Source organism: Roseibium sp., assembly GCF_965232425.1.
In the GTDB taxonomy this organism is placed as follows: Bacteria; Pseudomonadota; Alphaproteobacteria; order Rhizobiales; family Stappiaceae; genus Roseibium.
Genome location: NZ_OZ246971.1, coordinates 1,676,654 through 1,701,118 on the forward strand (window position 1 = coordinate 1,676,654; position 24,465 = coordinate 1,701,118).

Sequence of the window (24,465 nt, forward strand, 5' to 3'; positions counted from 1 at the left end):
CACGAGCTTCCAATATCAGTCCGTCTCGCCAAATCCGCTTTCGACAAGTTCGGAAATCGCGGCGAGAGCGACCTCGGCATCGCTGCCGCTGACGCACACCCTTATGCAGCACCCCGGGCTGGCAGCGAGCATCATCAGCCCCATGATCGAAGTGCCGCCGACGGTCTGGCCGTCCTTCGATACATGCACGTCGGCTTCGAATGTTTCGACAAGTTTGACCAGTTTGGCTGAGGCGCGCGCGTGGAGGCCGCGGCGGTTGACGATGGTCAGATCTTTTTCAATCAAGTCCAATGCTGTCCTATTCGCTTCAGTTCTGTCCCGACAGCACCTGGCTCGCTACTGAAATGTACTTTTGACCGGCCTGGCGGGCCTCGTCGACGGCATCGGCCAATTCCCTGTCCGCACGCACGCTGGCCAGCTTGATCAGCATGGGCAGATTGACCCCGGCGACCACCTCGACAGACTTGCTGTCCATGACGGAAATCGCGAGGTTCGACGGCGTTCCGCCGAACATGTCCGTGAGAAGCACAACACCGTCCCCGGAATTGGCGGCCTCGACGGCCGACAGGATATCCTGCCGCCTCTGCTCCATGTCGTCATCCGGGCCTATGGAAATGGTCTCGACCTGTTCCTGGGGACCGACAACATGCTCCAGCGCCGCCTTGAATTCTTCAGCGAGACGTCCGTGCGTAACAAGTACTAGTCCGATCATTCGGTCTTCAGCCTGACTATCGTTTGCATATGCCCTGGGCGGACCACGGCTCTATCAGTCTGATGCACTCTCTTCAACCGGTTAACCAGTTGCAAGCAAAAAACGCGAGCCTAGGGTGCGGACCCATAAATGAAGCCAATTTGGTTTGGATCGTTTTGGCCATCAGTGAGGAGCGGAAGCGCAGGAAATGTGTTCATTTTCAAGCCTTTCGCGACGCGGCAGATGGCCAAAACGGCCAAATCCGAAGGACGGCAAAATGGCTTTACCTCGCAGCGTCACCGCGCTTGAACGGGCAAAAAGCCCGCTCTGCGCACGCTTCCTCGCGAGATTTTGCCATTTCTGTCGCCAGATCTGCTTCATTTATGGGTCCGTACCATAACGTTAAATGTAATCCGGCGATGCCGGGAAAAGCTCCCTCAGGCTCCAGCGGATCAGCCGCGTGCTTTCCAGAGGCCGGTTCTCCTGACAGATGCAAACCGGGACCGGGACGCCGTCCATTTTTTCACACCCGAGAGCGCTGTCCGGATGCCGCTCGATCGCGCCCTCCGGCTTCAGGTCGACCAGCAGATCGATCTTCGCCGCAGCCATGGAGAGCATTTTCACCACTCCCCTGCCGCGGACTTCCATGAGGCCCGAGATCGTTTCCGGAGCACGGGCCACAAGCTGTCCGTCAAGGGAAGACAGGTACACACGGTCATCGGCAACCAGGACGCCCAGATTGCCCTTGACACCGGCCGCTTCGATGAGAAGGTCGGTCAGTTCCGACTTGCCGCTGCCGGACCGGCCTCGAACCAGGATCCCGCGCGTGCCGACAACAAGGCAATTGGCGTGGACCGTTTGTGCGCTCACTTACCCGACCCGGCAGGCAGGTAGATCGTGAACCGGGCTCCGACGATCTCCGCTTCGCCGTCGCCGTCCATCTCCTTGCGGTTGGTTGCGGAGATCGATCCGCCATGTGCCTCGATGATCTGTCTCGAGATCGACAGGCCAAGGCCGGAGTTGTTGCCGAAGCCTTCGCCGTCTGGCCGGTCCGTGTAGAACCGTTCGAAAATGCGCTCCGTGTTTTCCGCCCGGATACCCGGTCCGTCATCGTCAACCGTGATCCGGATACTGCGCCCTTCGCGCGCAAGGTCGATGCGGACCGTTCCGTCTTCCGGCGAGAACGAGCGCGCGTTGTCGAGAAGATTGCTGATCACCTGGCCGAGCCGGATATCGTGCCCCTGCACCTGATAGGGTTTCTGGCCGGGTGCATCGGCGACGGTCAACTTGACCTTTGTTTCCTCCGGTCCCGTCCGCTGGTTCACCGCATCGGCCATGTTGCGCAGCAACTCGGCAATGTCGATGGTTTCGGACTGAATGCGTGCGAGTTCGGCGTCCAGGCGGGATGCATCCGAAATGTCGCTGATCAGGCGATCGAGGCGGCGCACGTCGTGCTGGATCACTTCCATGAGCCGGTCCTGCGAGGCCTTGGTCTTTGCGAGCGGCAGTGTCTCCACCGCGCTTCGGAGCGACGTCAGGGGGTTCTTGAGCTCGTGCGCCACGTCGGCCGCAAATTTCTCGATCGCGTCGATCTTGTTGTAGAGCGCGTTGGTCATTTCCCTGAACGCGCGCGCCAGGTGGCCGATCTCGTCCTGCCGGTCGGAAAAGTCCGGGATCTCTTCGCGCGAATTGGATCCGCGGCGCACCCGATCGGCGGCGGCGGCCAGACGCCGCACGGGTCCGGCGATGGCACCGGCAAGCAGGATCGACAGCAGGATCGTCACGGTCGCCGCAAACAGGAAGACGCGGATGATCGCTATTCTTTCGGCCCGCACGATGGCGTCGATGTCGCCACCCTGTGTCGACAGAAGCAGCGCCCCGAGCACCGCCCTGAAGCGCTGGATCGGCACGGCGACGGACACGATCAGTTCACCGCGCGGGGAGATCCGGGTCACACTGGCGGGTGAGCCGGCAAGCGCAGCTTCCACTTCCGGATAAGCACGGCCGTCGCCGCCCCCGACTTCCTGGTAAAGAGGCAGATCGCCCTGGCTGAGCCAGCGCTTGGTCCATTGCCAGGCGGAGTCCCAGAACCCCGTCTCCTCGGCGGTCGGCGGCGGCAGATCGAAGCGGAGGATCTGGGCACTCGAATACAGATGCCGCGAATCGAGAATGAGAATGCCCTCGGGATCGTAGATGCGCGCCCGCGTCTTGGTGGGCGAGATCAGACGCCGCAGGACCGGGCCGACCCGTTCCGGATTTATCGGAAAATCAAGGCTGTCCAGATCGTCGACCGTCGGGGTTATGCTTTCGCCCGCCTGCAGTTGCAGCAAGCGCTCCGGATCAACGGTGATGGCGCCGGTGTCCACCGTCGCGGAGGCGGCGATCGCTCCCGCGATGATCTCCCCCTGGGTCAGGAGGCTCTGCACCCGTGCATCGATCAGGCCAGCACGGAACTGGTTCAGATAGAGGATGCCGATCACGAGCGCGAGCAAGCCGACAAGATTGATCGCGATGATCCTGCGCGTCAGCGAGGACAGGACATAGGTGCCGAAGATACGGCCTATCTGGCTGAACAGCCGCCGGCGGATGCGCTTGTTGCCGAGACGGCGCAAGCGCGAGCGATCCGATCCGCTGGACGGATCAGGCTGGACAATATTCTCAGCACTCTCGCTTTCAACCGCCATCCACGCCTTGTCTCAATGGCTGTTTCAGACTTCCCGGAAACGGTACCCTACGCCATAGAGTGTTTCGATCATGTCGAAGTCGTCGTCAACCACCTTGAACTTTTTCCGAAGGCGCTTGATGTGACTGTCGATCGTCCTGTCGTCAACATAAACCTGGTCGTCGTATGCCGCATCCATCAGCGCGTTCCGGCTCTTGACGACACCCGGACGCTGCGCAAGCGCCGACAGGATCAAAAACTCGGTGACCGTCAGCGTTACAGGCTTGTTGTTCCAGGTGCAGGTGTGGCGCTCCTGGTCCATGACCAGTTGGCCGCGTTCGAGCAGCTTGTCGGCATCTTCCCTCGGCGCGCTTGCGTCCTTGGGCTGCGCGCGGCGCAGGACCGCGCGGACACGCTCGACCAGAAGTCGCTGCGAAAACGGCTTCCGGATGAAATCGTCCGCACCCATTTTGAGCCCGAATAGTTCGTCGATCTCGTCATCCTTGGATGTCAGAAAAATAACCGGCAGGTCCGAGTTCTGGCGCAGCCGGCGCAGGAGCTCCATCCCGTCCATACGCGGCATCTTGATATCGAAAATTGCCAACTGCGGCGGGTCGCTCTGCAAGCCGTCCAGGGCAGATGTCCCGTCCGTGTAGGTCTGGACGCGATATCCTTCCGTTTCCAGAGCAATTGACACCGAAGTCAAGATGTTGCGGTCGTCATCGACCAGAGCAATCGTCGGCATGCTTCAATTTTCCAATCCGGTCAGCACAAAAGGCGCTTCGCTTTTACTGTAACATACAGCCTTTGGCCTGCTAAATGCGCATAAATTAAGGCAAACAATATTTTCCGGCGGACCGAAGACTTGCCGGGCAACCCAGGCATTCCCGGGATTTCACCGAATTATACAGGTCATGCGCCCCAAAGGGTCACCAAACCAAAATCATTGCTGCCGGGTGCGCGCAAGGTTAACAGATACGCGCGATTCCGGCGCGAAAATTTTCGCTTCGCGATATAAAACGAATATTCCGAAGGTTTCGTTTATTACTTCGCCCATCAAATTAATCATCGTTTTTTTTGTGCAGTATTTTAATCGATTAAACAAAGACATAGCACCTTTAGTAGTCTTGCTGCTCAAATATCCTTCCACTAGTTTCGCAGCCCTCATGGCCGGTCACAGCGTTTTCATTTGTCCCGGCAGATAGAATGACCTCACGAGGACGGCGGTAAAATGCAGGAAACAGGCGTCAGGAATCCTTCCAATGGCAGCGAAACGTTCGGATTCAAAGGTCTGAACGCGGTCTATTGGAACCAGAGCGAACCTGCCCTTTACGAGCATTCCCTCAAGCGCGGCGAAACCCGGCTTGCAGCCGGAGGCGCTCTCGTAGCCGAAACCGGGGTCCATACCGGCCGCTCCCCGAAGGACAAGTTCGTGGTGCTCGACGACGAAACGCGGGACACGGTCTGGTGGGACAACAACGCGCAAATGTCGAAAGCGCAATTCGACACGCTGATGTCGGATTTCCTCGCACATGCGGAGGGACTGGACCTCTACGCGCAGGACCTGTTCGGCGGTGCCGACAAGGCGCATCGGCTGCCCGTGCGGGTCTACACCGAATATGCTTGGCATTCCCTGTTCATCCGCAATCTGCTGTTGCGCCCCGAGACGGCGGAACTGGCGAGCTTCGTTCCCGAGATGACGATCGTCGATTTGCCGAGCTTCAAGGCGGATCCGGACCGTCACGGTTGCAGGACCGAAACGGTGATCGCCTGTGACCTGACACGCAAAATCGTCCTGATCGGCGGCACGTCCTATGCGGGCGAGATGAAGAAATCCGTCTTCACGATGCTGAACCACCTGCTGCCGGCCAAGGGGCTCATGTCGATGCACTGTTCCGCCAATGTCGGCGACAAGGGCGATACCGCGGTGTTTTTCGGATTGTCCGGCACCGGCAAGACCACGCTTTCCGCGGATCCGGCACGTACGCTGATCGGCGACGACGAGCATGGCTGGAGCGAAAACGGCGTCTTCAATTTCGAAGGCGGCTGCTATGCCAAAACCATCAAACTGTCCGCCGAAGCAGAGCCGGAAATCTACTCCACGACGCAGCGGTTCGGAACGGTTCTGGAAAATGTCGTTCTGAATGACAACCGGGTTCCGGATTTCGACGACGGGTCGAAGACGGAAAACACCCGCGCGGCCTATCCGATCCATTTCATCTCCAACGCGAGCGAAACCGGCTGCGCCCCAGTGCCGCGCACGATCATCATGCTGACGGCCGACGCGTTCGGCGTCATGCCACCGCTGGCCCGCCTGACGCCCGCACAGGCCATGTACCACTTCCTGTCCGGTTACACCGCCAAGGTGGCCGGTACCGAGAAGGGCGTCACCGAACCCCAGGCCACCTTCTCGACGTGCTTCGGCGCCCCGTTCCTGCCGCGCCACCCGTCCGAATACGGCAACCTTCTGAAAAAGCTGATCGCCGAGCACAACGTGGATTGCTGGCTGGTGAATACCGGCTGGACCGGCGGCGCTTACGGCACCGGACACCGCATGCCGATCAAGGCGACACGCGCATTGCTGCAAGCCGCGCTTTCCGGCGAACTGAAAGGCGCCGAGTTCCGGACGGACCCGAATTTCGGCTTCGAGGTCCCGGTCGCGGTGGAGGGTGTCGATGCCAGCATCCTGACCCCCCGCGAGACCTGGGACGACACGGCGGCCTACGATGTCCAGGCGGCCAAGCTGGTGCAGATGTTCGTCGACAATTTCGAATCCTTCGAAGGTCATGTCGACGGAACCGTGCTGAACGCAGCCCCGGCGCTCCGGTCGGCAGCCGAATAGACGTTCCAATCCATGAGGACAACCGAGCGGCACCCGTCATCCGGGTGCCGCTTGTGCTTTAGGACGGCTTTCATCTGCATTGGAAAGGTCTATATTCAGGGAACCGACCCGGGCATTTTCCAACAGCGGAAGACTCATGACCAACGACAACCTGCCTATCGCGGATGTGCTTCAAACGGCTGAAGACTGGAGCAAGTCCGGCCGCCAGGTCGCGCTTGCGACCGTCATCGAGACCTGGGGGTCGGCGCCCCGGCCGACCGGCTCACATCTGGTGATCGACGCGGACGGCAATTTCGAAGGCTCGGTCTCCGGCGGCTGCGTCGAGGGAGCCGTTGTGGCCGAAGCGGTCGACGTGATCGAAACCGGGCGGCCGACCACTCTGGAATTCGGTGTTGCCGATGAGACCGCGTGGCGCGTCGGGCTGTCCTGCGGCGGCCGCATTCGCGTTTATGTCGAACCCGTCAACTGATTGAGACGAACCCTTGCCGACGATCGAAACCTTCCTTGCCTTTCTCGCTGCCACGGCTCTTTTCGCCTACATGCCCGGCCCCGCCGTGCTCTATACCGCGGCACAGACGATCTCACGCGGCCGGCACGCCGGTTTCATGGCGGCCGCCGGCATCCATGTCGGGTGTTATGCGCACGTCTTCGCAGCCGCTTTCGGCCTGTCGGCCATCTTTACCGTTGTGCCGACGCTCTATTTCGCGCTCAAGGTGGCCGGCGGCCTTTACCTGATTTTTCTCGGTATCCAGATGATCCGCACCCCCATGAACAGCGGGCCGGTGCCGGATCTGCCGCAGAAATCGGTCCGCAGGGCGTTCCTGGACAGCATTCTTGTCGAAGTGCTCAACCCGAAGGCCGCCATTTTCTTCATTGCCTTCCTGCCGCAATTCGTCAGTCCCGAGGCCAGCCTGCCGATCTGGATTCAGTTCCTGGTCCTGGGAACCATCGTCAACTTCGCTTTCGCGTCGGCCGATGTCATGACGGTGCTCTTTGCCTCCGAAGTCAAAAAACGCCTGGGCCGGACCTCCAGGTTCCAGAAATTCACGCGCTGGATCGGCGGATCGCTCCTGGTGGGCCTCGGCGTCAGGCTGGCAACGGACCGGGCCTAGCATCATGGACCGCCTGCTGCTTGAAGACCTGAACACGGAACGGTCCGCGCGCCGCGCGGCCATTCTCGTCACGCACCTGAAGGACGGATCGCAAGCGCTGGTCCGAAAGACCGATGACTATGCGTCAGAACCGCTGGCGCCGGAATTCGACAAGCGGTTCCGCTCCGGAAAATCCGGAACGGTCGAGACCGAAACCGGCGATGTCTTTCTGACCGTCTCGGTTCCCGCACCCAGGCTTGTCCTCATCGGGGCCGTTCACATCAGCCAGGCGCTTGTGCCCATGGCCGAACGTGCGGGGCTTGACGTAACGGTGATCGATCCGCGCACGGCCTTTGCCACGGAAGACCGGTTTCCGGGCAGCACGCTCAAGGCCGAATGGCCGCAGGATGTGCTGGAGGAGACGCCTCTGGACGCTTTCACGGCTGTTGCCGCGGTTACCCACGACCCGAAGATCGACGACTTCCCCCTCATCGAGGCACTGCGCTCGGATTGCTTCTACGTGGGTGCGCTCGGCAGCCGCAAAACCCACGGCAAGCGGCTGGAACGGTTCACCGATGCCGGCGTCGATCCGGACCTGTTCAGCCGGATCGATGCTCCGATCGGACTGGACATCGGCGCGGCGTCTCCCGAAGAAATCGCGGTCGCGGTGCTCGGGTCGATCATCAAGGCCCTGCGCAAGCCGCCGGAGCCCGGCACATGAAGTTCGGTCCCGTGCCGCTGGACCAGGCTGCCGGCTGCATTCTCGCGCACAAGACAAACCTTCCGGACCGCGTCCTGAAGAAAGGGCATGTGCTGACCGCCGAGGATTGCCGCGATCTTCTGCGTCACGGCCTCACAGCTCTTGTCGCAGCACGCCTTGAGCCCGGTGATGTCGAAGAGGACGAAGCCGCCCGGCGCCTTGGACACGCAGCCAGGGGAACGGCCGTCGGCGAAGACACCGCCTTCACCGGCCGCATGAACCTTTACGCCGACACGGCCGGTATCCTCGTTGTCGACACGGATGCGGTGAAAGCGGCGAACCGGATCGACCCTGCCATCACCTTCGCGACCCTGCCGAACCATTCCAAGGTGATGGCGGACCGCATGATCGCAACGGCGAAGATCATCTCGTTCGCCGTTTCTCACTCAGACCTGCAGCGCGCGCAGGACGCGGTTCGAGGGGCCGTTCGGGTCGCCGCGTTCAGGCCGCGCAAAGTCGGACTTGTCGCAACGTGCCTGCCGCATCTCAAGACCAAGACGATGGACAAGACGCGCCGTGTTCTGGAAGACCGGCTGCGCGTGAGCGGAAGCACCATCCTGGCGGAAGCCCGCGTGCCGCACGATGAAGCGTCCGTCGCCGAAGCGATGGCATCACATGTGTCGGCAGGTGCCGATTTCCTCATTCTGTTCGGCGCGTCCGCAGTGGTCGACCGGCTCGACGTTCTCCCGGCGGCGGTCGACCTGGCCGGCGGTACCGTCTCTCATCTGGGCATGCCGGTCGATCCGGGCAATCTGCTCATGCTCGCGGACCTTGAGGGGGTGCCCGTATTGGGCGCTCCGGGATGTGCCCGCAGCCCGAAGGAGAACGGTTTCGATTGGGTTCTCGACCGTTTGCTTGCAGATGTGGAGACAGGGCCTGACGACATTACCGCCATGGGCGTCGGAGGCCTGCTGATGGAAATCGGAACCAGACCGCAGCCGCGTGAAGTGAAACGGCCGACACCGGCTTCCAGGATCACGGTCATGATCCTCGGTGCAGGCAAGTCCACCCGGATGGGCGGTCCGAACAAGCTCCTTGCAAAGCTGAACGGCAAATCGCTTGTCAGGCACGCCGGTGAAGCCGCGATCGGGGCGGCCCCATCGCAGACATTGCTGGTGACCGGCCACCTTGGCGAACAAGTCAGCGCAGAAGTCGCGGATCTCGGCATCACGACGGTATTCAATCCGGATTTCGAAGACGGCATGGCCAGCTCGATCAGAACGGGGATGAAGGCACTCGACCCTGACACCGATGCGGTGGTCATTCTGCTCGGCGACATGCCGATGATCACCAGCGCCGATATACAGACCATGATCGAGACCTACCGCAACAATGCCGACGGCCTCATTGTCGCTGCGACCGCAGACGGCAAGCGCGGCAATCCGGTCCTCTGGGACAAGCGCTTCTTCCATGACCTGGCGACCTTGCGCGGCGATATCGGCGCAAGACACATCATCGCGGAGAACCCGGGTTTCGTCGCCGAAGTGGAGTTGGGACCGGCCGCGCGGCTGGATCTGGATACACCCGAGGCCCTGAAAGACGCGGGCGGATCGTTCGAGGGTCAGTGAGGCGTGCGCGACCGCCAAATACCGGTAACCGGGCGTTAACCCGCTATGCGCTGGATGCAAGCCGGAATTGCCTGTTGCACTATTGCATTTTCATGACATGCCGCTTATGTAATGCCTGCGCTTGCTGAAGGGCACCTGTGATGGGTTGGACGGCAGTTATCGTCCCGGGCGCTGGCAATATCCGAGATCTATCGAAAGCTGTTCGGATCCTCACCTCCCGAGGATGCTCGAGCGCTTTTGTCGCTTGAACGAAAAGGAAAATAAAAATGGCTGACTTGTCTCTTCCGCGTCCGGGCTGCTGCAAATGGGCAGAAGGCGATGCAGGCAACTACACGTTCCCGTGCAACAACCGCGTCGAAGCAGGCGTTTCCTATTGCACCGAGCATAGCGCAATCGTCTACATTCCGCCGGAAGAGCGCCGCCGCAACCGGTCTTCGGGTGGTGGCATGAGCCTGTCCTTCCGCCGCGCGGCGTAACACTGCCAGCGCACCACGGACACATCGTTCGTGGCAAAATTCACGCTTTCAGAACCCGGCCTTAACGCCGGGTTTTTTGTTGCCGTTTCCAACGCCCCGTCCCTGCCGCTTCCTGGCGGGCCGATCAATGCACCGTACAGTTCGTACCCCCGGGCGCCAACAATTCGGGCTTTGTCGCAAGTCCGCATCGAAACAGGGTGGCAAGCCACAAGCAAAGCCCCTTGTCATAATTAATTATGTTCCGACCGTTTCTTGATAGGCCAATGCAACTATTTGGTTTTTTTGCCGGGCGACATTTCAATTTTGGGTTTATTGCGTATATGTTGACTATAAATCGATACTATTTCCCGGGCAGTGGCCAGTACAACTTCAGATTTGGAGTCCTTGCCGAATATGGCGCTTGCGCAGGCTCAAATTGAGACGGAAAGACTTGACGCCCTTCGCCGGCTTTCGATCTTTCGTTCCGAACGACAGCCGGAATTCGATGCCGTCGTATCGAATGTCGCTCACCTGCTCGACTGCCCCATCTCCGTCGTATCGATCGTTCACGAAGAAGACATCTGGTTCAAGGCAGCCTTCGGCCTCGGCGCCACGGAGGTCCCGCGCGAAAACTCGTTCTGCGGACACACCATACTGTCCGATGACGTCGTGATCGTGCCGGATGCGACCAAGGACGCGCGGTTCAAGGACATTCCGCTCGTAACTGGCGATTTCGGTGCCCGCTTCTATCTCGGTTGCCCCGTCAAGGTCGACGGCAAGCACCGCATCGCAACCATCTGCGTCATGGACACGAAACCACATGCGGTCAGTGACGCCGATGTCGAGCACATCAAGAATGCAGCACGGGTTGTTGAGGGTCTGGTCAAGGCGCGGAAAACGGAAATCGAGCTCCGCGAGGCGCTGACGCGCGCTCAGAGCGATCACCACCGAGGCACCCCGGCTGACATTCACCGGCCGGAATTCCTGGCCCGGACAACATTCGAGGCGTCCCGGGACGGCATCCTGTTCCTGGATCAGTCCGGGCGCATCAGGTCCTTCAACCCGGCCGCGGCGGCGTTGCTCGGATGCTCAGAAGTGGCGCTGGCACAGACCCGTATCCAGGACCTTGCGCACGGTCTTCACGACATCGCGTCCCCCGACGGCTCGATGGCAAACCCGCTTTCGCTGGCGGTCAGCCATCCGGAGAGCCTGCAGGACCGGGAAGTGCGGCTGACGAGTTCGGTCAACGGAAAGGACAAGTGGCTTCGGCTTGGCGTCAAGCCCGTGACGCAAGGCACTGACAGCCCGCATGATGGCGTGGTTCTGTCCCTAACGGACATCACGAGCGACAAGCAGCAGGCCGATACGTTGCAGGCCTTTTTCGACAATTTCCCGGGCGGTCTCGTTCACTACAACAGCCAGCTTCAGCTGACCTACTGGAACGAGGAATTCGAGCGGCTTCTGGACATGCCGCGCAGCTTCCTGGAGCAACGCCCCAACCTGCAGCAGGTGATCCGGTTTCTGGCCGACCGCGGCGACTACGGGCCGGGTGATCCGGGCGAGATCGCAGCAGACCGCCTGGAAAGGTACGGCGCAGGCAGCCAGCACGCCTATGAACGCCGGACGCGCGAAGGCAAGGTTCTGGAAATCCGCGGCACCCCGCTTCCCGGAGGCGGCAATGTCTCCAGCTTCCTGGACATCACCGCCAGGAAGGAAATGGAGGGGATGCTCGTCGACAAGGAAAAGTTTGTCAGAAGCCGGCTCGACGAACTTGAAGCCATCATCGCCAATATGCGCCAGGGCGTCAGCGTGTTCGACGACAAGGGACGGATCAAGCTCTGGAACCGCCATTTTCTCGAGCTGTTCGGAAAGTCGGATGGTGAAATCAAGAGGGGCATGAGCCTGGTCGAGGTTCTGCAACTCGAAAAGCAACGTGGCGAATTCAACGAAGACCCGGTCGCGTTCGATGCAACGCTGCGCCGGCAGCTGGACGCCGGCGAGGTGGTCAAGGCCAAGTTCAAGCACATCAACGGCAAGATCATCGGCATTGTTCGCACACCCCTGCCCGATGGCGGCTGGGTCGGGACGTATGAAGACATCACCTCACGGGAAATGGCGACAGAGAAGATAACCTATGCCGCCCATCACGATACGCTGACCGGACTGGCCAACCGGACACTTTTCAATCTCAAGCTTGAAGACGCGATCACGCGGGCGGTTCATTTCGGTGAAACCAGCGATCTCCTGATGATCGACCTGGATCACTTCAAGCCGGTCAACGACACCCATGGCCACGATGCCGGCGACACCCTGCTGCGCCTGGCTGCGACACGCCTCAAGGAATGCGTGCGCTCCAAGGATACGGTCGCCCGTCTTGGCGGCGACGAGTTCGCCATCATCGCGCGGAACCTGCCGGAAGAGCAGGAACGGGTCTGCGCGATTGCGAAACGGATCGTCGAAGCGCTCATGAAGCCCTACGAGATCAACGGCAACACGATCGAGGTCAGTGCAAGTGTCGGCATCACCGCAATTGCAACCACCGACAAAAGCGCCAACGCGATCCTCAAGAAAGCGGATATCGCGCTTTATGCGGTGAAAAACGAAGGCCGTAACGGTTTCAGGCATTTCGACGATCTGCCGCCGGAGACCTGATTGATCCCGGAAAAGCGGCCGGATGCGGCATGATCTTCGGCCGCCGGCGCGCCGGTGAACCGTTGTCAACCAGATTGCCCTAACGTTAAATTTACCTCGCCACGCCGTCGACTTAATCATTTGTTGCATTTGTTGCCCCACTCTTGAAAGCGACCCGGCGATCGGTCCGGGTGTTGCCCCACAAGCGAAGCACGGCATGAGCACAACACTGGAAACGGCGGAAACGGAGCGCTTGAAAGCTCTGGACGAGCTGCAGATCGTCGGATCTGAACGGCTGCCGGAGTTCGACGCCGTCGTCGATGCGATCGCCGCCATTTTCGGTTGCCCGATCGCCCTTGTCTCCCTGGTCGGCGAAGACGAGCAATGGTTCAAGGCCCGCTGCGGACTTGACGTTGACGGCACGGCCCGCGACGTGTCGTTCTGCCAGCATGCGATCCTGTCCGACGAATTGTTTGTCGTCCCAGATGCGCTTGAAGACCCAAGGTTCAGGGACAACCCTCTGGTCACGGGCGCTCCCCATATCCGCTTCTATGCCGGTTATCCGCTCTCGATCGACGGGACGAACCGGCTGGGCACACTCTGCGTCATTGATCGCGAGCCAAGACAACCCAGCGCACAGCAACTGGACCAGTTGCGCCGGCTCGGAAAGGTGGTCGAGGGATTGATATCGGCACATCGGTTGCGCCACGAGAAAGAGGCTGCCCTCAGCGAGGCGTCCCGCGAACATGAGCGGGCGATCCTGGAAAGCGACCTTCTGGAAGAAGTGACGGCTGTCTCGGGCGTCGGCGGATGGGAACTCTGCCTGCGCACCAACATCCTGACCTGGACAGAGAAGACAAAGGAGATCCACGAAGTTCCGGCTGACTTCACGCCGACTGTGGACTTCGCGCTGTCCTTCTACCCGCCCGACAGCCGCGCAAAGGTTTCCTCCGCGGTGCAGGACGCAATTGAAAACGGCGTCTCCTGGGACGTGGAGGTGCCGTTTGTCACCGCCAAGGGCCGCGACATCTGGGTGCGCGCCGTCGGCCGGCCGATACTGGAGGACGGCGAGGTCGTCCGGCTGGTCGGGGCATTTCAGGACATCACCGCACGGAAAGAAAACGAGCAGACAGTCCTTTATTCCGAAGCCCTGAAGCGGGCGACGCTGCAGACGCTGTCCGAGGGTGTCGTGGTGGTCGGCAGGTCCGGGCGCATTCAGACAATCAATGCTGCCGGGGCCAACCTTCTCGGATTTGAGGTCGAGCAGATCAAAGGCGCGCGGTTTCAGGATCTCGGCCTGGATTTCATCGGTGAAGACAACCAGCACCTCGAACCCGAAGCCCTTGTCCGGACCGTTCTCGACACGATGACCAGGGTCGACGCCATGGTTGTTCACGTCAAGCGGCGGAACGAGCCGGCCGGTATCTGGCTCAGCATCAATGTTTCTTCCATCGACGACGCCAATGAATTCGGCCTCGATGGCGCTGTTCTGTCGCTGACGGACATCACGGAAAAGAAACGCCAGGGAGACACGCTCAAGGCGGTCTTCGACAATTTTCCGGGCGGCATGGTTCACTTTGACGAGACGATGCGCCTTGCCAACTACAACGATGCCTTCCAGAACGCGTTCAAGCTTCCGGGGGATTTTCTTGCGCAACGCCCGCATCTGAAGGAAACGATGATGTACGCCGCGCGGCAGGAACATCAGGAAGACGACAACCACGAAGAAATCGTCGAGGGCAGGTTCAATCCCTTCATGAGCGGCAAGCCCGAGCAGATTGAGCGGGTGACGGCGGACGGCACCGTTCTGGACGTGCGGTCGATGCCGCTGCCGAATGGCGGGATCGTTTTCAGCCTCATGGACATCTCGGAACGCAAACAGCGCGAACTCATCATTCGCCAGGCCGAAGCGGTGCAGAGGACGACGCTCGATGCGGTAAGCGAAGGCATCCTGCTGCTGTCGCATGACGGAACAATCGAGACGGCGAACCCGATGGCCGAAAGGCTGCTGGGATATCAAGGCAGACGCCTCGTCGGTTTGCAGATCGAAGAACTCGACCACACGCTGACCTGCGCCGAACTCGGCGCCATCAGTGACGACAATCCGCTTGCCCTTGCCATCAGGGATCCCGATTCCGTCACCGATCTCGTTGCAAGTCTGAGGACCGCAACGTCGGGCCGGGCGACATGGCTTCGCGTGAATGCAAAACCGATCGACAGCCAGGGCGAACATGGCCTGGACGGTATTGTCGTTTCGCTTGCGGATATCACTGAAACCAAGGAACAGGCCGACACGCTGCAGGCCATTTTCGACAATTTTCCCGGTGGCTTCGCCTATTACGACGAGAATTTCCAGCTCGGCTCGGCGAACACGGGATTTGCAAGGCTGCTCGGATATCCGCAGGACTTCGTCGATCAGAAACTGCACCTGCTCGACTACCTGAAATACAACGCGGAACGCGGAGACTACGGCGAAGGCGATCCCGAGCAGCTCGCTCTGGATATTTTCCAATCCTACGATCGCAGCAAACCGCACAGCTACGTTCGCGGCGCAGCCGACGGGACCTTTCTGGAGATCCGGGGAACACCGCTTCCCTCGGGAGGCTTCGTCTACAATTTCTTCGATGTCACGGACCGGAAGAAGCTGGAAGAGCAACTGGCGGAAAACGAACGGGGCGCGCGCCTGAGATCGCAGGAGCTGGAGGCCATCCTTGCCAACATGCGCCAGGGCGTGAGCGTCTTCGACGCAAATGGCCGGCTCAAGCTCTGGAACAAGCAATATGTCGACATCTTCGACAAGCCCGAAGGCGATGTGCGCGAAGGCGTTACGCTTGTCGAATTGATCGAAGCGGAAAAACGCCGCGGCGAATTCGACGGCGACGTGCTCGAGCATGTCAGGGACCTGCTGATCCGCCTTTCGTCCGGGGAAGTCGTGCGATCAAAGTTCAAGCATCCCGGTGGCAAGTTCATCAGCGCGGTCCACGCACCACTGCCGGGCGGCGGATGGATCGGCACCCATGAAGACGTGACCATCAGCGAGCTTGCCGTCCAGAAGATCGAATACGCCGCGCATCACGACACCCTGACCGGACTGGCCAACCGGACGCTGTTCAATGCGACGCTGGACGAAGCCCTGCGCGCACTGGATGACGACACGCAAAGCATTCTGATGCTTCTCGACCTCGACAAGTTCAAGCCGGTCAACGACACCTACGGCCACGACGCCGGAGACTCGCTCCTGAAACAGGTCGGTGAACGGCTGAAATCCTGCGTGCGGTCCACCGACCTCGTCGCCCGCCTCGGCGGTGACGAATTCGGCATTATTCTCAACCGCTCGGACCGGAAGGTCGCCGAAATCATCGCGAGCCGCATCGTGCACAAGCTCCAGGTGCCGTTCAATATCAACGATCTGTCCATCAGGATTGGTGTGAGCGTCGGGCTTTCGCCGATCTATGCCGGCTGCGACGATGTGAGTGCGATCATAAAGAACGCGGATATCGCGCTCTACGACGTGAAGAACAGCGGCAGAAACGCCTTCAAGTATCTGGAGCCGGGTCCGGCCGAGAGCGCAGCCGCCGGCTGATCCGGTGAAGGCGTACTCCCAGGCAGCAAGCGAGCGACGAGGGGACCACGCCTCCCCAACCCGCGTCATTGCAGGGCCTGACCCTGCAATCCATGCCGTGATCTTTCCGCCGCCTCAGGCTTCAGCAACGAAATGGCATGGATGCCATGGTCAAGCTATGGCATGACGGAGGACGGGTGGCAGAACGCGGGGGGCGGCAAGGTCTGCCGGTGTGCTCGCTGATCCGGTGAAGGCGTACTCCCAGGCAGCAAGCGAGCGACGAGGGGACAACGCCTCCCCAACCATCGTCATTGCAGGGCTTGACCCTGCAATCCATGCCGTGACCTCTCCACCGTCTCAGGTTTCAGAAACGAAACGGCATGGATGCCATGGTCAAGCCATGGCATGACCGCCGAGATGTGTCAGTGTCGTTGAGAGAGCGTCTTTGTACCGTCAAACGCCGAAGCGGGATACAGAATAGCCTCCCCGATGTGTCATCCCGGTTTGCCGTGTAAGCGGCAAGACCGGGACCAAGTACGCCATGTGGCCGAAGGTTGAAAGAAGACGGAGAAACAGGTGGTTACCGGGTTCCGGCCTTCTGCTGCGCTTCTGCCGGAATAACAAGATCAATGACTGGTGATCGCCTCACGAGATCCATTTCAAGTCTAAACCGGACAACAGCACAACGAACCTACGCCGCTTTCACCGTCGAGAGGAACTTCTCGATGACGATGTGCATCTCTTCGGATTGCTTCGAGAGCGTTTCCGCCGCCTCGACCACCGTCCCGGCGGCCCTGTCCGTTTCCGCAGCCGCCTCGGAGACCTGAACGATGCTCTGGCTGACTTCGGCAGTGCCCTGGGAGGCCTGATCGACGCTTTGGGATATCTCCGCCGTCGCGTCGGTCTGCTGCTCGACGGCCGTCGCAATCGAATTCGCGACCGTGTTTATCTCCTGGATGGTGGTGGCGATGTTCTGAATACCGTCAACGGCCTCCCGGGTTTCAGACTGGATCGCCGAGATCTTGGAAGAAATTTCCTCGGTGGCCTTGCCGGTCTGGCTGGCCAGTTCCTTGACCTCGGCCGCAACCACGGCAAATCCCTTGCCGGCTTCACCGGCCCGTGCCGCCTCGATGGTTGCATTGAGCGCAAGCAGATTGGTCTGTTCCGCGATCGTGGAAATCAGCGAGATCACTTCGCCGATGTCTTCGGCAACAGTGGCGAGCCCGGCAATCTGCCGGTTGGTGCGCTCGGCGTCATCGGTGGCCTTTTGCGCGATATCGGCGGAATGCCCGACCTGACTGGTTACACCGTTGAGCGACACCGACAATTCCTCTGCGGCCGCGGCAACGGTCTGCACATTCGTCGTTGCTTCCTCCGCCGCGCTGGCAACCATGGTCGCCTGACCATTTGTCCCACGGGCGGTTTCGGTCATGGCCGACGCGGTATTCTGAAGGTTTTCTGTGGCCGCGGTGATCGTGTCCAGCATCTGCTTGGCCGACTGCTCGAATTCGACGACTGCCTCGGAGACACGGGTATTGCGCGCCTCGCGCTCCGCCATCTCCTGCTGCTGTTCCTCTTCGAGCCGCAACCGCTCGACGACGCCGTCGCGGAAACCGGCAATGGACTTGGCGACCACCCCGATCTCGTCCTTTCGGCGCGCCTCGGCAAAGGCGACCTCGGTGTTGCCGGAAGCAAGCTGCTGCGCGTCCTCGACGAGCATGGTCAGCGGTTTCGTGATCGCTCGGGCAATGACGAATGCCAGAGCGATGGCAAGGAGAAACGTGATGGCACATGCGATCCCGACCTGCCACATGACACTGCTCAGATAGGACTGGGTTTCAGAGGCGATGAGCTCGGCGTCCACGCCGGCGCTTTCCTTCATGAGCGTTGCCTGGCGGCTGATCTCCGCACCCTTGGCAAGCAGCGTGTCGTCCCTTATCGCATTGCGTTCCCAGATTACGTCCCTGACGCGTCGCGCCGCCTCGAGATAGGTGCCGATCATCGGCTCGATCTCAGCCAGGATTTCCCGGCGCCGGGGGTTTTCGACACTTTCGTCGAGAGCCTTGAACCGGTCCGCGAAGTCCGCGAAGCTCTTTTCCAGACGCTCGAAATCCGCCGCGTCGTTGGAAGCCAGGAACTTCATCATGTAGAGACGGCCGAGCAGGAGGTTCTCCTGCGCCTGCGCAGCGAAGTTCGCCGTCACCGGATCGTTGTCCTCGGTTGCCGTGCGATTGATCTCCGTGATCCGCTTGCGCACCTCCGGCCCGAGAACATCCAGCTTGTTCGTGACGAGATCGTCGCGCTCTGCATAGAGGGTCGATACGGCTGCCAATGCGGTTTCAAACGATCCGATCTCGGCAATTATGATGTCCCTGTTGCGGACGCGCTCGGGTTTGGCGATTTCCTGCTTCGCGATTTCTCCGCCAGCCTTGACCTGATTGATGAAATCCAGCGCTTCAGCGTTGTCCTCGGGCGAACGCGAGGCAATGTAGCGCAGCGTGGCGCGCACCGCCTTGGCCATGTCCGCGTTGAGTTCGGATGCCAGCAGAGCGTCCTCGCTCATATCGGCAAGATCTGCGACCGCCCGGGAAGACGCGTTGAATTGATACAGGGAAAATGTACCGAAAAAAGCCAGGAAACAGGCGACGATGCCGAACCCCAGCAGCACTCTCATCTTGACGCTCATGAACCGCTCCAGCTAAATACCGTAGCGGAATATTTGTTTTCTCATATTAATTGCAGGTAAAAATTCCAAAAAAGAAAAAGTGTTTTTATAAAATGGAAAAAAGTTTTTAGTTATTTCTAACAGAATATACAATCGCAGAAATATAGAACACTCAAGCAACACTTTATTGTTGCGCATTATGCAAGTTTTACTTCAGAATTTCAGATAACACCATTTTACGCTCGAAACCCGGGATCGGATCACAAAAAAAAACGGCTCCCGGGGAGCCGTTTGAAATTCGTGACGCTGTGCGACCGGTATCAGACCTGCTTCAACGCCTCGGCGACGTCCTTGAGCCGGCGAAGCGTGCGGTCGGCTTTCTGTTGCGTCGCGTCATCCTTCGCGTCCGCGACGTCTTCCTCGGCGTTCTGGATCGCCTGGTCGAGCTGCTCACGGCTGATTTCCGCAACCGGCACCGCCTGTTCGGCAAGAACGGTCAATCCGCCTGCAGACACGTCCGCAAATCCGCCGCGCACGAAGTACTCATCCCAGGAATCGCCTTCGCCGCGAACCTTCAGGATGCCGGGTGCGATGCTGGACATGAAAGGACTGTGGTCTTTCAGAACACCGAATTCACCTTCGGCACCGGGAACGACGACTTCCGAGACCTGTTCGGACAGGAGCTGGCGTTCCGGCGAGACCAACTCGAACTGGAAAAGTTCAGCCATGTGGCGTCTTCCTTGTCAGTCTTCTTCTCAGATGGCGAGGCCATCATGCTTGAACAAAGCCGGACGTCCCGACGGACGTCCGGGGTCAATCTTGAAATCAGGCGGCTTCCGCTGCCAGTTTCTGTGCCTTCTCGACGGCTTCCTCGATGGAGCCAACCATGTAGAAGGCAGCTTCCGGCAGGTGGTCGTACTCGCCGTCGACAAGGCCCTTGAAGCCCTTGATCGTGTCTTCGAGAGCAACCAGCTTGCCCGGAGAACCGGTGAAGACCTCGGCCACGAAGAACGGCTGCGACAGGAAGCGCTCGATCTTGCGGGCACGTGCCACGGTCAGCTTGTCTTCTTCGGAAAGCTCGTCCATGCCGAGGATGGCAATGATGTCCTGCAGGGCCTTGTAGCGCTGCAGCGTCCCCTGAACGGCACGCGCGGTGTTGTAGTGCTCTTCACCGATGATGCGAGCGTCAAGCATGCGCGACGTGGAGTCGAGCGGATCCACGGCCGGGTAGATGCCCTTTTCCGCGATCGCGCGGTTCAGAACGGTCGTCGCGTCCAGGTGGGCGAAGGTCGAAGCCGGCGCCGGGTCGGTCAAGTCATCGGCAGGAACGTAAACGGCCTGCACGGACGTGATCGAGCCCTTGTTGGTCGTGGTGATGCGCTCCTGCATCGAGCCCATGTCGGTCGCAAGCGTCGGCTGATATCCCACAGCAGACGGGATACGGCCGAGAAGCGCGGACACTTCCGAACCGGCCTGCGTGAAGCGGAAGATGTTGTCGACGAAGAACAGAACGTCCTGGCCTGCGTCACGGAAATGCTCGGCAACCGTCAGACCGGTCAGGGCAACACGTGCACGCGCTCCGGGAGGCTCGTTCATCTGGCCGTAAACGAGGGCCGCCTTGGAGCCTTCTCCGCCGCCTTCCTTGTTCACGCCGGATTCGATCATTTCCCAGTAAAGGTCGTTGCCTTCACGGGTCCGCTCGCCGACACCGGCGAACACGGAGTAACCGCCGTGCGCCTTAGCGACGTTGTTGATCAGTTCCATGATGAGAACGGTCTTGCCGACGCCCGCGCCGCCGAACAGGCCGATCTTGCCGCCCTTCGCGTAAGGTGCGAGCAGATCCACGACCTTGATGCCGGTGACCAGGATTTCAGCTTCCGTGGACTGTTCGATGAACGTCGGAGCTTCCTGGTGGATGCCGCGCTTGTCCGTGTGCGGAATTTCGCCGGCTTCATCGACCGGCTCGCCGATCACGTTCATGATGCGGCCCAGCGTGCCGTCGCCGACCGGCACGGCAATCGGTGCGCCGGTGTCGACAACTTCCTGTCCGCGCACCAGACCCTCGGTGGAGTCCATCGCGATGGTGCGAACCGTGTTCTCGCCGAGGTGCTGTGCAACCTCGAGAACCAGTCGTACACCCTGGTTGTCAGCTTCCAGAGCGTTCAGGATCAACGGCAGGTGGTCATCGAACTTGACGTCGACAACGGCGCCGATGACCTGGGTGATCCGTCCGACCTGTTTGTCAGCCATATCCCTAATCCTCGTCTTGATCCCGTTTGATCGACCTGCTTCCCGTGTCTTTCACATCGCGCGGAAGAGTCGATCGACAATGTTAGTATTCCGGCACTCTGCGCCCGGTGGGCGCAAAGCGCTCTAGAGCGCCTCGGCGCCCGAGATGATTTCAATCAGTTCCGTCGTGATCTGCGCCTGACGCTGGCGGTTGTAGTTGATCGTCAGCTTGTCGATCATCTCACCGGCGTTGCGGGTCGCGTTATCCATCGCGGACATGCGCGCGCCCTGCTCGGATGCAGCATTTTCCAGGAGCGCCCGAAAAATCTGTACGGAAATGTTGCGCGGCAGAAGATCCTCGAGGATCTCCGTTTCGTCCGGCTCGTATTCGTAAACCGGATGGGCACCGTCGCTCTCGCCATCGCCCTTGGCCTCGAAGCTGGCCGGGATGAGCTGCTGAGCCGTCGGCTCCTGCGCGATCACCGAGACGAATGTCGAGTAGAACAGCGTGCAGACGTCGAACTCGCCGTCGGCGAACATGGCCAGGACCTTCTTGCCGATCTCATCGGCATTGGCATAGCCAACGTTCTTGACGCTACGCAGATCGACGGTCTCGATCACATGCTGGCCGAGCTCGCGCTTCAGGGCGTCGAAGCCCTTCTTGCCGACACAGATGATCTTGACGGTCTTGCCGTCGGCGATCAGGCTGCGCGCCTTTTCACGGGCCAGCTTGGCGATGTTGGTGTTGAAGCCCCCGCACAGTCCGCGTTCGGCAGTCGCAACGAGCAGGAGATGCACCTGATCGTTGCCCGTGCCGGACATCAGCTTCGGAGCGTCGTCGCGACCCTCGAATGCTTCCGCGAGGTTGGCCAGCACCGCACCCATGCGCTCTGCATAGGGGCGTGCAGCCTCCGCAGCTTCCTGGGCACGACGCAGTTTCGCCGCGGCCACCATTTGCATGGCCTTGGTGATTTTCTGCGTCGCCTTAACGGAAGCGATGCGGTTTCGTAAGTCCTTCAGGCTCGGCATGGCCGCCCCTGCTCCTTATCCCGGCGTGTCGTCTTAAGCGAAGTTCTTGGCGAACGCGTCGATGGCAGCCTTCAGCTTGCCGGTCAGTTCGTCGTCAAGGGCCTTCTTTTCCCAGATGGCATCCAGAAGATCCGCATGCTCACCACGGAGGAACAGCAACAGGCCTTCTTCGAAGTCCTTCACCCGGTCGACACCGAAGCCGTCCAGATAACCGTTCACGCCGGCATAGATGACCGCGACCTGCTCCTGCGTTTTCAGCGGAGAGAACTGCGGCTGCTTGAGGAGTTCGGTCAGACGGGCGCCACGGTTCAGCAGACGCTGCGTCGTGGCATCGAGGTCGGAGCCGAACTGCGCGAAGGCAGCCATTTCGCGATACTGCGCAAGCTCACCCTTAATCGGGCCGGCAACCTGCTTCATGGCCTTGATCTGGGCGGAGGACCCCACGCGGGACACCGACAGACCGACGTTCACCGCCGGACGGATACCCTGATAGAAGAGATCCGTTTCAAGGAAGATCTGACCGTCGGTGATCGAGATCACGTTGGTCGGAATAAACGCGGACACGTCGTTGCCCTGGGTCTCAATGACCGGCAGTGCCGTCAGAGAACCGCTGCCGTGCTCTTCGTTAAGCTTCGCAGCGCGCTCCAGAAGACGGGAGTGCAGGTAGAAGACGTCGCCCGGGAACGCTTCACGTCCCGGCGGGCGGCGCAGAAGCAGGGACATCTGACGATAGGCAACGGCCTGCTTGGTCAGATCGTCGTAGCCGATCACGGCGTGCATGGAATTGTCGCGGAAGTACTCGCCCATCGCGCAGCCGGCAAACGGTGCCAGGAACTGCAGCGGTGCGGCATCGGATGCCGTCGCAGCGATGACGATGGAGTATTCCAGGGCGCCGTTGTCTTCCAGGACCTTGACGAACTGGGCAACGGTGGACCGCTTCTGACCGACGGCGACGTAGATGCAGTACAGTTTGGCATCTTCGTCATCACCGGAATGCAGAGGCTTCTGGTTCAGGAACGTGTCGAGGATGATGGCGGTCTTGCCGGTCTGGCGGTCGCCGATCACAAGCTCGCGCTGGCCACGGCCGACCGGGATCAGGGCGTCGATCGCCTTGAGGCCGGTGGACATCGGCTCGTGCACGGATTTGCGCGGCAGGATGCCCGGCGCCTTCACGTCCACGCGGCGCTTTTCGGTCGCGTCGATCGGGCCCTTGCCGTCGATCGGGTTGCCGAGCGGGTCGACAACGCGGCCGAGCAGGCCCTTGCCGACCGGGACTTCCACGATGGCGCCGGTCCGCTTGACGGTGTCGCCTTCCTTGATGTCGCGGTCAGAACCGAAGAGAACGACACCGACATTGTCTGATTCCAGGTTCAGGGCCATGCCCTTGATGCCACCTGGAAACTCGACCATTTCACCAGCCTGAACCTTGTCCAGACCATAAACACGGGCGATACCGTCACCGACGGAGAGCACCTGACCAACTTCAGAGACTTCGGCTTCCTGGCCAAAGCTCTTGATCTGATCCTTGAGGATTGCGGAAATTTCCGCGGCCCGAATATCCATCAGCCGACCTCTTTCATCGCGAACTTGAGTGAATTGAGCTTGGTACGCAGGGAGGTGTCGATCATGCGGGATCCGACCTTGACCACGAGGCCACCAATCAGAGCAGGATCAACTTTCGCTGCGAGATTTACGGTTTTGCCCGTTGAAGCCGACAAGGCCTCTTTCAGGGCAGCGACATGTTCGTCGGACAGGGCTGCTGCAGATGTGACTTCAGCAGTCTCTTCGCCGCGCATTTCCGCAAGCAGGGCGCGGAAAGACTTGATCATGTCGGGAAGAACGAAGAGGCGCCTGTTGCGGGCGGCCAGCTTCACGAAATTTGCGGCAAGGCCGGAGATGCCCGCCTTGTCGAGAAGTGCCGTGAGCGCCGCAAGCTGCTCCTCAGCACTGAATGCCGGGCTCTTCACGAGACGGTCGAGATCTTCGCTTTCGGCAAGCATGCCTTCGAAAGCGCCCAGATCCCGTTCCACGTCAGCCGTAACGCCGTCACCCTCCGCGAGGTCGAGAAGGGCGGACGCATAACGCTGTGCCACGCCGGATACGAGAGATACGTTGTCAGTCACCAGGTCCGTGCTCTCTGACGTTTTTCAAGCCCGCAAAACGGCTAGCGCTCGCAAGGCATTGAAAATAATGAATGATTTCGAGGTCAGAAGGTGTGACGGTTAAACCGTTCCCCCAAAGCCGCGCCTCAATTAGCACAGGGTTTGTCAGTGTGCAACT

General features: G+C 60.3%; 20 protein-coding genes. 8 read left to right on the plus strand and 12 right to left on the minus strand.

Annotation, left to right across the window (positions count from 1 at the left end; genetic code table 11):
* Window positions 1-15: 15 nt before the first annotated feature.
* From ACO08A_RS07595 to ACO08A_RS07620, 6 genes are all read right to left on the minus strand, one after another.
* Window positions 16-285, minus strand: a complete 270-nt coding sequence (locus tag ACO08A_RS07595) for an HPr family phosphocarrier protein (protein WP_421981054.1) — start codon at window positions 283-285, stop codon at window positions 16-18.
* Window positions 286-307: 22 nt separating this feature from the next.
* Window positions 308-712 carry a PTS sugar transporter subunit IIA gene (locus ACO08A_RS07600; protein ID WP_319385417.1) on the minus strand — a complete coding sequence of 135 codons (405 nt, stop codon included), beginning with the start codon at window positions 710-712 and terminating at the stop codon, window positions 308-310.
* 162 nt (window positions 713-874) lie between these two features.
* Window positions 875-1,072, minus strand: coding sequence for a hypothetical protein (locus tag ACO08A_RS07605; protein ID WP_422040546.1), 198 nt, complete (start codon window positions 1,070-1,072; stop codon window positions 875-877).
* Between the two features lie 21 nt (window positions 1,073-1,093).
* Window positions 1,094-1,561 (minus strand): HPr kinase/phosphorylase, encoded by a 468-nt coding sequence (locus ACO08A_RS07610; protein ID WP_422040547.1) that lies wholly within the window; start codon window positions 1,559-1,561, stop codon window positions 1,094-1,096.
* Window positions 1,558-3,375, minus strand: coding sequence for a stimulus-sensing domain-containing protein (locus ACO08A_RS07615; RefSeq protein WP_422040548.1), 1,818 nt, complete (start codon window positions 3,373-3,375; stop codon window positions 1,558-1,560). The genes ACO08A_RS07610 and ACO08A_RS07615 overlap by 4 nt, the downstream gene beginning before the upstream one ends.
* 24 nt (window positions 3,376-3,399) lie before the next feature.
* On the minus strand, window positions 3,400-4,098 hold the full coding sequence (locus ACO08A_RS07620; RefSeq protein ID WP_029064229.1) for a response regulator transcription factor: 699 nt from the start codon (window positions 4,096-4,098) through the stop codon (window positions 3,400-3,402).
* Between the two features lie 486 nt (window positions 4,099-4,584).
* Between ACO08A_RS07620 and ACO08A_RS07625 the strand changes: the two genes are divergently transcribed.
* The 8 genes from ACO08A_RS07625 (at window position 4,585) to ACO08A_RS07660 (ending at window position 16,283) form a co-directional block, all read left to right on the plus strand.
* Entirely contained in the window at window positions 4,585-6,195 is a 1,611-nt protein-coding gene (locus ACO08A_RS07625; RefSeq protein ID WP_422040549.1) for a phosphoenolpyruvate carboxykinase, read from the plus strand.
* A gap of 136 nt (window positions 6,196-6,331) precedes the next feature.
* A complete protein-coding gene (locus tag ACO08A_RS07630; protein WP_422040550.1) occupies window positions 6,332-6,664 on the plus strand; it encodes an XdhC family protein in 333 nt (110 codons plus the stop codon).
* Window positions 6,665-6,677: 13 nt separating this feature from the next.
* Complete coding sequence (locus ACO08A_RS07635; protein WP_422040551.1) at window positions 6,678-7,307, plus strand: LysE family translocator; 630 nt, start codon at window positions 6,678-6,680, stop codon at window positions 7,305-7,307.
* Window positions 7,308-7,311: 4 nt separating this feature from the next.
* The gene (locus ACO08A_RS07640) at window positions 7,312-8,007 is read left to right on the plus strand and encodes an XdhC family protein (protein WP_422040552.1); all 696 of its coding nucleotides are present in this window, start codon (window positions 7,312-7,314) and stop codon (window positions 8,005-8,007) included.
* A complete protein-coding gene (locus ACO08A_RS07645) occupies window positions 8,004-9,614 on the plus strand; it encodes an NTP transferase domain-containing protein (RefSeq protein ID WP_422040553.1) in 1,611 nt (536 codons plus the stop codon). Before ACO08A_RS07640 ends, ACO08A_RS07645 begins: the two co-directional genes overlap by 4 nt.
* A gap of 266 nt (window positions 9,615-9,880) precedes the next feature.
* Entirely contained in the window at window positions 9,881-10,090 is a 210-nt protein-coding gene (locus ACO08A_RS07650) for a hypothetical protein (RefSeq protein ID WP_306142487.1), read from the plus strand.
* Between the two features lie 393 nt (window positions 10,091-10,483).
* Window positions 10,484-12,721, plus strand: a complete 2,238-nt coding sequence (locus ACO08A_RS07655; protein ID WP_422040554.1) for a PAS-domain containing protein — start codon at window positions 10,484-10,486, stop codon at window positions 12,719-12,721.
* A gap of 196 nt (window positions 12,722-12,917) precedes the next feature.
* Window positions 12,918-16,283: a PAS-domain containing protein gene (locus tag ACO08A_RS07660; RefSeq protein WP_422040555.1), complete on the plus strand. Its 3,366-nt coding sequence runs from the start codon at window positions 12,918-12,920 to the stop codon at window positions 16,281-16,283.
* 670 nt (window positions 16,284-16,953) lie between these two features.
* On the opposite strand, the gene ACO08A_RS07665 is transcribed toward ACO08A_RS07660, so the two are convergent.
* The 6 genes from ACO08A_RS07665 to ACO08A_RS07690 form a co-directional block, all read right to left on the minus strand.
* Window positions 16,954-18,948: a methyl-accepting chemotaxis protein gene (locus ACO08A_RS07665; RefSeq protein ID WP_422040556.1), complete on the minus strand. Its 1,995-nt coding sequence runs from the start codon at window positions 18,946-18,948 to the stop codon at window positions 16,954-16,956.
* A gap of 299 nt (window positions 18,949-19,247) precedes the next feature.
* The gene (locus ACO08A_RS07670) at window positions 19,248-19,655 is read right to left on the minus strand and encodes a F0F1 ATP synthase subunit epsilon (protein ID WP_422040557.1); all 408 of its coding nucleotides are present in this window, start codon (window positions 19,653-19,655) and stop codon (window positions 19,248-19,250) included.
* A 97-nt stretch (window positions 19,656-19,752) separates the two neighbouring features.
* Window positions 19,753-21,177 (minus strand): F0F1 ATP synthase subunit beta, encoded by a 1,425-nt coding sequence (gene atpD / locus ACO08A_RS07675; RefSeq protein WP_421981040.1) that lies wholly within the window; start codon window positions 21,175-21,177, stop codon window positions 19,753-19,755.
* Window positions 21,178-21,300: 123 nt separating this feature from the next.
* Window positions 21,301-22,185, minus strand: a complete 885-nt coding sequence (locus ACO08A_RS07680; protein ID WP_421981039.1) for a F0F1 ATP synthase subunit gamma — start codon at window positions 22,183-22,185, stop codon at window positions 21,301-21,303.
* Between the two features lie 33 nt (window positions 22,186-22,218).
* Complete coding sequence (gene atpA, locus ACO08A_RS07685; protein WP_421981038.1) at window positions 22,219-23,748, minus strand: F0F1 ATP synthase subunit alpha; 1,530 nt, start codon at window positions 23,746-23,748, stop codon at window positions 22,219-22,221.
* On the minus strand, window positions 23,748-24,308 hold the full coding sequence (locus ACO08A_RS07690; protein WP_421981037.1) for a F0F1 ATP synthase subunit delta: 561 nt from the start codon (window positions 24,306-24,308) through the stop codon (window positions 23,748-23,750). Before ACO08A_RS07690 ends, atpA begins: the two co-directional genes overlap by 1 nt.
* Window positions 24,309-24,465: the final 157 nt, after the last annotated feature.